The sequence below is a fragment of the Shewanella sp. 10N.286.51.B8 genome (genome assembly GCF_041469325.1).
Lineage (GTDB): Bacteria > Pseudomonadota > Gammaproteobacteria > Enterobacterales > Shewanellaceae > Shewanella.
Genome location: NZ_JBFRKG010000023.1, coordinates 61,021 through 72,565, shown reverse-complemented (window position 1 = coordinate 72,565; position 11,545 = coordinate 61,021). Strand labels below are relative to the sequence as shown.

Sequence of the window (11,545 nt, the reverse complement as noted above, 5' to 3'; positions counted from 1 at the left end):
TTAAGTGTAGCTAAATATAAAGCAATGTCGATTAGAATGGCCTAAATAACTAAGGTGCTATTAAGGCACCTTGGTTTCATTGTTAAGCAGTGCCGCCAACGGTTAAACTGTCTAACTTCAAGGTAGGTTGCCCCACCCCAACTGGTACACTTTGACCATCTTTACCGCACACGCCGACACCTTGATCTAAGGCCAGATCATTACCCACCATAGATATTTGGCTCATGGCTTCTGGACCGTTGCCAATAAGCGTAGCCCCTTTAATTGCTTGGGTGACTTCGCCATTTTCAATCAGGTAGGCTTCTGAGGCTGAGAACACAAATTTGCCTGAGGTAATATCCACTTGGCCGCCACCAAAATTAGGCGCATAAATGCCTTTCTCTACTGACTTGATCATTTCTTCAGGCGTTGAAGTGCCAGCTTCCATATAGGTATTAGTCATACGTGGCATTGGCAGGTGCGCATAAGATTCACGGCGGCCGTTACCGGTTGTCGGCTCGCCCATTAGACGCGCATTAAGCTTATCTTGCATATAGCCCTTTAAAATACCATTTTCGATTAAGGTGGTCTTTTGGGTTGGCACCCCTTCATCATCAATACTTAATGAACCACGGCGATTAACAATGGTGCCATCATCCACTACGGTAACTAATTCTGAGGCCACTTGCTGACCGACTTTACCGCTAAAGGCACTGCTGCCTTTACGGTTAAAGTCACCTTCTAAACCGTGACCTACTGCTTCATGCAGCAATACGCCAGGCCAGCCGTTACCCAGTACTACGGCCATTTGACCTGCTGGGGCATCAATAGCATTGATATTCACTTGGGCTTGACGCACCGCTTCACGGGCAAAGTCAAAACACACAGGTAAACCGGCGTCATCAGTTGCCATAAATACGCTGTAATCATGACGACCGCCGCCACCGGCACTGCCGCGCTCACGCTTACCGTTATCTTCTAAAATAACACTACAATTAAAGCGCACTAACGGACGAATATCCGCCGCTAAGGTGCCATCACTGGCAGCCACTAAAATTTCTTCATGTACGCCAGACAAGCTCACTACCACTTGAATAATGCGGCTATCTAGGCTACGAATATAGGCATCAGTTTGCTTGAGCAAATTAATTTTTGGCGCTTCTTCCATGGCCGCTATGGGGTCATCACTACTGTAAAGCTTATGGGTGTCATGACGTTTAAAGGCATGTACTTTGTGCTCTTGGCCCGCCAAGGCAATGCCTCTTGCCGCTTCTGCTGCTGCGCGTAATGCTGCTGGATTAATTTCATCAGCATAAGCGAAACCGGTTTTCTCGCCAGTAATGGCACGAACACCGACTCCGCGCTCAATATGAAAGCTACCTTCTTTGATAATGCCATCTTCAAGCGCCCAGGTTTCATGGCGGCTGCCTTGAAAATATAAATCTGAAAAATCAATATTATGCTGATGAATAATGTTCAGATAATCTTGCAGCCCGTCAAGGGTGAGTGCGCCTTGTAATAAACTTTGTTCTACTTGAGCTAAAAATGGCATTAATTCTCTCTTTAAGCCCCATGGCCTGTATGTGGATTCTTGTCTCACCGAACTTAATTCATCGCTCGGTATGTTAGCTAATTCAGTATTTATTTTAACTGGGGCGCGATAAAGCGATTGTGCGCCGCCACTGGAATTTGTTGTCTTATGGTCGCTAAGGCGGTTACATCAAGCTGGGCTTGCACCCAACCTAGACCGGTCTTTTTCTCAGCGATAATCTTGCCCCAAGGGTCTACTATCATACTTTGGCCCCAGGTTTCTCGGCTACCTTGGTTATGCTGACCCCATTGATCGGCAGCCAGAAAATAACACTGGGTTTCAATCGCCCTTGCTTGGATCAAGGTTTGCCAATGGGCTGCGCCTGTTACCTTAGTAAATGCTGAGGGCAAGGCAATAATTTCAGCCCCTGCTAACCTTAATGCCCTGAATAAGTCAGCAAAACGTATATCGTAGCAAATGGCTAAGCCTATCTTACCAAATGGGGTGTCAATGACAGTGATACGATCCCCTGGGCAAAAAGTATCACTTTCTCGATAGGATTGCGTTTTATCGGCAACCTCAACATCAAATAAGTGTAACTTATCATAGCTGCCTAAGGTATTGCCTTCATCATCAAATAAGTAACTGCGACTATAGACCCTAGCTGCATCTGCAGAAATCGGGATAGTTCCGGCCACCATATAAACATGATGACGCTGAGCTAATGCGGCCAGTTGCTGTTTAAGTTTGCTGGATTCTTCCACAGCTGCTACGGCCAATTGCTGCTGCTCGTGGCCACCAAATAGCAAACTGCACTCAGGCAGTACTACCAGTTGCGGTTCATTAGCCTTTCGAGGTAATAGACTAAGCTGCGAGTCGATAAAGGCCAGATTGGCTTTGACATCTGTGCTGCTTTGACATTGCAATAAACTGACTTGCATTGGCGCCTCCTTGGCATTGTCGATGATACAGGCTAAAGGACACGATATTGGCTGCGGCCTCTGTGGCTGCTTCATCTGCTTTTAGGTTTATGTCAGTAGCATCTACTTCATTAACACCAGCGTCATTAACATTAGCTTTATTAACATTAGCTTTATTAACATCAGTTGCATTCGGCTGATTTTCAGAGCGGTTTAGTTCTACACTCTCAGCTTTAGAGCTAATAGCTTCCGAGCTTACCGTACCTGCCTCGACCTTATCAGGGCTGACTTGTGTTGCTGGCGTTCTTGGCAAAATTGATTCTGGGATTTCGATTTCTTTACTTTTTCGCTCAAGCTCTTCTAATTGTGGCTCGGTCATAGTACCACCAAGGCGAAAACGAATTTCAGAAATAACCTCAATCACAGGCTCTAATACCTTGGTCAAGGCAAAGGCACCTAAGCCTAAAGTCCATGCGCTGGTACTGAGCAATACCACTGTAGGCACACTTGATGCCAATTGCGGAATAAAGCGAATATCATAATTTAAACTTTGGGTGGTTAAATCAGTATAACCACGCACTTTCATATTACCGGCAATCGCATCCATTTCAGTGTCAGTGGTTTTAACCACACCGTTATCGATATTAAGTGAGCCCCCGAACGAGTCAAAGTGTAACCCTTTACCAAACACATCAGAAAAATCTAAAGATAACTTACGCACTATAGAATCTAGGCTAAATAGCGAGAATATCCGCGCACCTTTATCACTAATTTCAGATAAGTAACCTTTGCCCATATCAAAACGTAATTTACCGTTTAGGGTGTCTAATGAGAAACCATAAGGCGGGCCCTGCCATGAAAACTTACCAACTAAATCAAGGGGGGCGTCTTTTAAGCCGGGGTTAATCCCAAGGACTTCTGACAATGCATCAAATTTACTGGCTTTCAATTTAACATCAAACTTAGTCAGGTTTTTGCCATCTTTAAAGGTCCAATCGCCAGTAGCTTGCAAGCTAACAATGGGCCGGGTGAGGGTTAATGTTTGAAAGCGATAACCGTCTTCATAAGGAATACCCTGCAGCACTAAATGGCCCAGACGCCTATCGTAGATGCCAAAATCATCCACATCCACAGCTAATGGCGGTAAATTATCGAGCATATTATCTGGGCTGAACTCCGCTTCTTCAGCAGGTTTAACCCTGGGCGTTAAATGCAATTTACTGGCAACAACTTTTAAGCCTTGTTCACGCCAACTGGAATAAAAATCAATCCGCCCATCAAATTCTTGTGACAAAACATCAAAACGCCATACATGCTCTAACGGCTTGGCGCTAAAACTCAGTTGATTAAAGTCTTGGGCTAAAATATCTAATTTACCCACCTTGGCATCAATTAACGCTAGCGGCGGGAAGAAGCTAGCTTTTGGCCGCGTTAGGGTAGCTTCTGTGGTGCTAGGCTGGTTTTCAGTGGGCGCTGAGGTTTCCGCTGCATGGGCTGTCACAGTATCAACCACGGCTGACTCAGCTGCAGGCTTATTGGCAAAAATACTGGCCATTTCCTCTTCAGTATTTACCAGTGCCGCAGCCGTGGTATCTGGAAGATCGATACTTGAGCTTGCCTTATCGGTAAATTGACTGATGATCGGCAGCCACTGAGTCAGCACCGCATCAGGTAAATCAATAATGATATGACCTTGGTCTTTGGCAAGCTTGTCGCCTAACTTAAACTGACGCCCCAAGATCAGATCATAATGGGCTAAATTATCACCACTTTGTTGATTGAAGCCGCCCCAAAACTCAGCTTGTTTCGCTAGTTTAAGCCCCAATGAGGCCTGTTTATTATCGCCAATAAGCTCTGCACTTAATCGGGTAGGCGTAGCGGCTGCTTTTGTAAACGGCGCAGGTAAGGATAATTCAGCGCCAACTAAGTCTGAGTTAAGCTGTACTTGCAGGCTGTAACCTGTGGCATCAAATATCATAGTGACCCCGCCATCCCAATCCAGTTGACCGGAATAATAGTCAGATAACGGGTTATCAATATAATCAGGTAGATTGTCTAAATCCCACAATCCTTTTAAACCAACGCTTAAGGCTAAATCATCAGCTGAGGTTTTGTTGGTGCCAAAATCAAATGTCAGTGGCTGCTCAAATAAATCTGCGTTGATTTGATTGCCGTTAACTTCAGCATTAATAAATGCCACAGTGCCATTTACTTTTTCCAAGTTAAGCCCTGGTGTGGCGATAAACACCTGGTTATCGTTAAAATGAATTAAGCCTTTATTGTCAGCAACACCGCCCTCATACAGCGGAATGGTTAAATCTAAATCACTGATAATATCCCCTGAAATTTGTACCACATCCAAGGTCGTCCCCACAGATGATTGCAAAGGCGAGTTATCAATAAGCGTTTTTGCAGCCGCTGCTGTTGCCGCGATTTCAGCTTCAATTTTTAAGGTGGTATCTTTACCCATAAACGGAATATAAACATGGGCGCCAGCAGCATTTACGTCTAATAATTTGCCCTTATTAATCATGATATCCATGGCGGCATTTTCAAATAAGGCATATAAGCTCAAATCATCAACTTTGGGCCAATCAGGCTGAAACTCAAATGCGCCGTCATTAAGGTTAAACCCAGCTTGAAAAATACCTGAACTGTCTTGATAAGGAAAACCGCTTAGATCACCATGCCACACAACTTGCGCATCAGGAATATGACCTTTGAGAATAGCCTGGTTTAGATAACTGACTAAATCATCACTCATGGTTTTAAGAGGGAAATAACGCCCTGCATTGGCAGCATTGCTGATAGCCACATTAGCATTTAACGCCAAGTGCGCTTGCGCAGCCATATCCAGCTGCATTGATGCGGCGAGATCAATATCATCATTGTAAAAATGGACTTTGGGTAAGGTAAGCCGTGATTTAGCTAAACTATACTGCGCTTTAAATGCATCAGCCGATAATGTTAGCGGCGCTTCAAAACCATCTTGAAAATCTAGCTGATATTGCTGCGCAGGAAACTCGGCACTTAATAGATTATTAGCCCAAGAAAGGCTGCCATCAATGGGTTTACTGCCGGGAATATTCCCCGCAGCTTGCCATTGCAGTTGTTTAATATCAGTTTTAAACAATAGCGGTTTATCGGCAACTTTGAGTAATTGCAGTGGCCCAATACTGCCCTGTGGTTGCAATTTACCCCATTGCTCAACCCCTTTAAGGCCCATTGACGGGATTAACGGCAATAATGGTGTCAGCATTTCTGGGGCGATTTGATTAACGCTAACGGATAAGTCACGGTAGTTGGTTTTTAAAGACAGTTGTAATTCAGGCCAAGCTTGCTCATTCGATTTAAAATCAAGGTCATAGCTATTAATCTGCCAGCCGTTATCACTGGGCTGCCAAGTTAACGCGCCGCCACCAATTTCAAATTTCTGCGACTCAGTAGTCCCATGCCATTGTAGCCAACTTGGCTCAAAGACTAATAAACCAGTATTAATGGTGCGGTGCTCAAACCCGAGCCAAGCTTTTAAATTTACAATGCCTTCAAATTCAATACTATCAAGCTTTAACTCTTTCTCATGTTGTCTTGATGCCCATTCCCCCAAGTCCAACGACTCAGCCGAGATATACACTTGGCCCTTAAGATTATCGGGTTGATAACCATTGCCTTTTAAATCAACTCTTAAAGCCAGTAGCTCTTTTTCTGAAGCTTGCTCATCAAGATGTATAAAGCCTTTAGCTCTGTGCATGCCCGCCATATTATGCCAAGTTAAATTACTAATAAATATCGGCCGATAATCATGGCTGTTACTGAGTAATTGTAAGGTGCCATCACTGATTGAAAAAGTCTCTAGTTGCTCTAACAATAGCGCATAGAGCCAATCGAGATCTGTGGCAGCAGCTGAGGTGGCCTCAGAGCTTGCAAGCGCATCCATGTTCAATGCCACATGAATGCCATCAAACTTGACCGTTTCGATTTGCGGGCTAAGGCTAAGTAGCGTTTGCCAAAAATCCAGTTTTAGATGTACCTTGCTGGCAATTGCAGTCACTGGTATAGCTTGCTGCGGCGGGATCACGATATTACTGACGGTTAAAGCGGGGCCATAGGCCTGCCATTCAGCAGAAACCTCACCCACTTGAACCTCAAGCTGATATTGCTGATATAAATAATCAACAATTTCTGAACGCACTTCAGGTAAATGTGGCAGTAAACCGCGGATAAGACTGACCGCTAGCGCGAATAGTACCAAGACTACGGCTACTGATTGAAAGCATATTCTGCACGCAATTAAGGTTTTACTCTTGGGCACTACACCATCACCACGTCATACTTATTTTGGGTATATAAGGTTTCATTTTGCAGTCTAATACGTTTACCGATATACACTTCAAGCTCGGCTAATAAATGCCCTTCTTCATTGCTTAAGCTCTTATAAACCGCAGGCGAGCAATACAATAAAAACTCATCTGCTTGGTAAGCACGATTCAAGCGAATGATTTCTCTAAACACTTCATAAGAAACAGTTTCAACGGTTTTCATTGAGCCAGTACCTTGGCAAGCTGGGCACTCGCCGCAAACGACATGCTCTAAACTTTCACGGGTGCGCTTACGGGTCATTTCCACTAAACCTAAACCCGAAAAACCGCTGACACTGGTTTTAACTCTGTCGTTCGCTAAAGCGCTATTTAAGCTGTCTAGCACCCGCTTTTTATGTTCATCATTTAGCATATCAATAAAGTCGATAATGATAATGCCACCTAAATTACGTAACCGCAGCTGCCTAGCAATCGCTTGAGTGGCTTCAAGGTTAGTATTAAAAATGGTCTCGGCTAAGTTACGATGCCCCACAAAAGCGCCGGTATTAATATCGACTGTGGTCATAGCTTCAGTTTGATCAATAATTAAATAGCCGCCAGACTTTAATTCGACTTTACGCCCCAATGCGCGCTGAATTTCATTTTCAACGTCATAGAGTTCAAAAATGGGGGCTGGCCCTGAGTAATGTTCGAGCTTTTCAGCAATTTCAGGCATAAACTCTTGCGCAAAACCCTGCAGTTCTGCAAAAGTGCGTCGAGAATCCACTTGAATATGGTCAAGTTCGGCGCCAACAAAGTCACGAATAATCCGCACCTGTAGGGCTAAGTCTTGATACAACAAAGTCGCGCCTTTGCGCTTTCTACGCTCGCAGACTTTTTTCCATACCCGGCGCAAAAACGCCGCGTCTTGAGCCAGTTCATCATCGCCCACGCCTTCAGCAGCGGTGCGAATAATAAAACCACCATCTTCATCAACATAAGGTTCGGTAATCGCTTTTAAGCGAGCCCGCTCAGTCTCTTCTTCAATCCGCTGAGATACACCCACATGGCTTGAACCTGGCATAAAGACTAAGTAGCGTGAAGGCAAAGTAATATCTGTGGTGAGACGAGCACCTTTAGTACCAAGAGGATCTTTGACGACTTGCACTATGATGTCCTGACCTTGCCTGACTAATTCGGCAATATCACGCACCACAAAGTTGCCTTTTTCAACATCGGCAACACATTCGGTATGGGGAACAATATCTGAGGCATGTAAAAATGCAGCTTTTTCAAGACCGATATCCACAAAGGCAGCTTGCATACCAGGTAGCACCCGACTGATTTTACCTTTGTAGATATTACCCACTAAACCACGCTTCATACGTCGTTCAATATGGACTTCTTGCAGAACGCCATGCTCAACCAGTGCGACTCTCGCTTCTGTTGGCGTCACGTTAATCAGTAATTCAGAGCCTTTTTTACGCTGAGCTTTAGTTTGCATAAGCCACCTGTTTAACGTCTTGTTATACGATATGGGTTATCGAGCCAACTTCTGCAGCTCAGTGTCAAAGACAGATAACCTAAAGGAGTGTTATTTATTTAATCAGGTTCATTTCAATGAGTAGTTCGCGAGTCTCTACTAACGGTAACCCGACAACGGCAGAATAACTGCCTGTAATTGCCTGTACAAAACAGCCACCTAATCCTTGAATACCATAAGCGCCAGCTTTATCCATTGGCTCTTGGGTATCAATATAGGCATCAATAGTCTGGGCGGATAACTCACAAAAGGTTACCGCCGTTTGGCAAAGCCTTGTTAGGGTTGTAGTGCCATCAGTCACTGCAACAGCTGTCATGACTTGATGGGTTTGCCCCGACAATGACGCTAAAATAGCTTGAGCATCTTGTCTGTCTACTGGCTTACCTAAAATCTGTTCACCTAGCACCACTATCGTATCTGAGCCTAATACTTTGGCATCGTCGATTTCAGTACACAAGGCCAAGCCTGCAGCGGCTTTTTCTTTAGCTAATCGCAGCACGAAATCGGCGGCTGACTCACCAGCAATATGTGATTCATCAATATCAGGTGCTACCTGCTTAAAAGAAAATCCAGCATCTGAAAACCCAGCTTGGGCCAGTAACTCTTTGCGGCGTGGCGATGTTGAAGCAAGAACCCAACTCATACTTAGCGAACCTTATAACGTCGACGAATGTTGCGTAGCACCCAAAAAAACCACCACCACATGAAAATACTGGAGATCGCAGGTAAGAACATTGACCAATCGAAGCCAACACCGTTAATTACAAATTCGACCCAATAAATAATAAAATGATATAAACACACAAACAGCGCCACTAATATAGACTGCTGCCAGCGGGTAAAGTTACGTAACCTTTGGGATTGGATCACAATAAGATAAATGACAATCGAAAAGGCTAACGAGCGCACCCCTAAGGTCGCGCCAAGCAGCACATCAAGCAGCACGCCAACGACCCATGCGGTAAGTACGCTATAACGATGTGGCAGTGCCATCGCCCAATAAATCATTACCATTAACAACCAATCTGGTCGCCAAGCTTCAACAATGGGCGGCAGCGGCATGATTTGAAACATCATACTGACAAAAATGGTGATCAACACCACCATGCGGCCATTGGCAATATGCGCACTCATTGGCTCACCTCAGTATCGGTCACTAATTCAGCATCTGCCTCAAGGGGAGGAATATCGGAGACTAATGTTGGCTTGAGAGACTCAAGGTCTTCATCAGGCCAAATCAATAATACATAACGGATACGGTCTAAGGCCGCTAATGGCTGCGCAGAGATAATAGAATAGCTTTGGCCAGCATCACGAGAAATGTTCATCACACGTGCCACAGGATAACCTTCAGGAAAACGCTTACCAAGACCCGATGTCACCAGTAAATCACCGACTTGAACGTCGGTACTTTTGGCTACATGGCGCAATTCAATTTCATCAATATCACCGGTGCCTTGGGCTACGGCGCGTACGTCATTGCGGGTAATTCTTACCGGAATACCATGGGTGGTATCGGTCAGTAATAATACCCGACTAGTGAGCTCACTCACTTCAACCACTTGGCCAACAACGCCTTTGGCATCGACAACCGACTGGCCGACGAATACCCCTGTGCGAGCGCCGTGGTTAAGTACCACATAATGCCTGAAAGGATCGCTTGCCACTTCCATCACTTCTGCGACAACTTTACGCGAGTCCATGTGCACCGGTGAGCCGAGTAAGGCTCTAAGGCGCTCATTTTCTTGTCTCAAGTGTTCAAAACGTTGTAAACGCTCAGACATCAGTAATTGCTGGCGCATCAACTCTTTGTTTTGTATTGCCAACATATTACGGGTAGCAATAGAATCGGCAGACCAATCCAGCATCACACCAGGGACATTAGCTAAATATTGAAGCGGGCTTAAAACAGAAGAAATGGACTGACGAAGAGGTTCTAGGCGATCATTAGCGATAAGTAATACCACCGACAAGATAATTGCCAGTGTTAATCTAAATTGTTGCGATATACCACGAACAAAAATTGGTTTCATAATTATCAGGCGGTGACATTTTAGCTATAGAAGTCAAAATATACACCGCCATTGGTTCGCTCTTTAGTTCTCTTCAGAGAATAAGTCGCCACCGTGCATGTCGATCATCTCTAGCGCTTTACCGCCACCACGAGCAACACAGGTTAGCGGATCTTCAGCAACCATCACCGGGATACCGGTTTCTTGCATGAGCAAACGGTCAAGATCACGCAATAATGCGCCACCACCGGTTAATACCATGCCACGCTCAGAAATATCTGAAGCCAGCTCTGGTGGAGACTGCTCTAATGCAACCATTACCGCACTCACAATACCTGATAACGGCTCTTGTAGCGCTTCTAAGATTTCATTGCTATTTAGGGTAAAGCTTCTTGGTACACCTTCGGCAAGGTTACGACCACGTACTTCAATTTCAAGTACTTCGTCGCCAGGATATGCAGTACCAATAGTGTGCTTAATACGCTCAGCCGTTGCTTCACCGATTAAGCTACCGTAGTTACGGCGTACGTAGTTAATGATGGCATCGTCAAATTTGTCACCACCAATGCGTACTGATGACGAGTAAACCACACCGTTTAACGAGATAATCGCCACTTCAGTAGTACCACCACCAATATCAACAACCATTGAACCTGTAGCTTCTGATACTGGTAAACCAGCACCGATTGCAGCAGCCATTGGCTCTTCAATTAAGTAAACTTCACGCGCACCAGCGCCCATGGCTGATTCACGAATGGCACGACGCTCAACTTGTGTTGCGCCAACTGGCACACAAACAAGGACACGCGGGCTTGGACGGAAAAAGCTATTGTTATGCACTTGCTTAATGAAGTGCTGTAGCATTTTTTCAGTCACGTAAAAATCTGCAATCACACCATCTTTCATTGGGCGAATTGCTTGAATATTACCAGGAGTACGACCTAGCATTTGCTTAGCATCTGTACCCACAGCAGCCACTGATTTTTGTCCGCTGCTGCCACGCTCGCCACGAATAGCCACAACTGATGGTTCGTTTAACACGATACCCTCGTCACGAACGTAAATTAATGTATTTGCCGTACCTAAATCGATCGATAGGTCGTTTGAAAAAACGCCACGCAGCTTCTTGAACATGTACCTAGCCTGTATTCTGTAAAGTCAGAAGAAAGAAAAATCAGGTAACTTTATCAATGCCGCTGATATTGCACAAGACCGAACAGGTTAACAATCGCTAATCTAGGGCTTTTTTTTCTATATTAGGC

The 11,545-nt window shown here is 44.9% G+C and carries 8 protein-coding genes; all 8 read right to left on the bottom strand.

Features of this window, described 5'->3' with window-relative positions; all coding sequences use genetic code 11:
- Positions 1-82: 82 nt before the first annotated feature.
- Entirely contained in the window at positions 83-1,531 is a 1,449-nt protein-coding gene (tldD, locus tag AB4160_RS09505) for a metalloprotease TldD (RefSeq protein ID WP_372004357.1), read from the bottom strand.
- A gap of 89 nt (positions 1,532-1,620) precedes the next feature.
- On the bottom strand, positions 1,621-2,451 hold the full coding sequence (locus tag AB4160_RS09500) for a carbon-nitrogen hydrolase family protein (protein ID WP_372004355.1): 831 nt from the start codon (positions 2,449-2,451) through the stop codon (positions 1,621-1,623).
- Complete coding sequence (locus AB4160_RS09495) at positions 2,375-6,742, bottom strand: YhdP family protein (protein ID WP_372004353.1); 4,368 nt, start codon at positions 6,740-6,742, stop codon at positions 2,375-2,377. Before AB4160_RS09495 ends, AB4160_RS09500 begins: the two co-directional genes overlap by 77 nt.
- Positions 6,742-8,232, bottom strand: coding sequence for a ribonuclease G (gene rng, locus AB4160_RS09490; protein WP_102439994.1), 1,491 nt, complete (start codon positions 8,230-8,232; stop codon positions 6,742-6,744). The genes AB4160_RS09495 and rng overlap by 1 nt, the downstream gene beginning before the upstream one ends.
- A 94-nt stretch (positions 8,233-8,326) precedes the next feature.
- Positions 8,327-8,914: a nucleoside triphosphate pyrophosphatase gene (locus AB4160_RS09485; protein ID WP_102520456.1), complete on the bottom strand. Its 588-nt coding sequence runs from the start codon at positions 8,912-8,914 to the stop codon at positions 8,327-8,329.
- A gap of 2 nt (positions 8,915-8,916) precedes the next feature.
- The gene (mreD, locus tag AB4160_RS09480) at positions 8,917-9,405 is read right to left on the bottom strand and encodes a rod shape-determining protein MreD (protein ID WP_102475458.1); all 489 of its coding nucleotides are present in this window, start codon (positions 9,403-9,405) and stop codon (positions 8,917-8,919) included.
- Complete coding sequence (gene mreC, locus AB4160_RS09475) at positions 9,402-10,304, bottom strand: rod shape-determining protein MreC (protein WP_303460620.1); 903 nt, start codon at positions 10,302-10,304, stop codon at positions 9,402-9,404. Before mreC ends, mreD begins: the two co-directional genes overlap by 4 nt.
- A gap of 63 nt (positions 10,305-10,367) precedes the next feature.
- Positions 10,368-11,417: a rod shape-determining protein gene (locus AB4160_RS09470; RefSeq protein ID WP_076538556.1), complete on the bottom strand. Its 1,050-nt coding sequence runs from the start codon at positions 11,415-11,417 to the stop codon at positions 10,368-10,370.
- Positions 11,418-11,545: the final 128 nt, after the last annotated feature.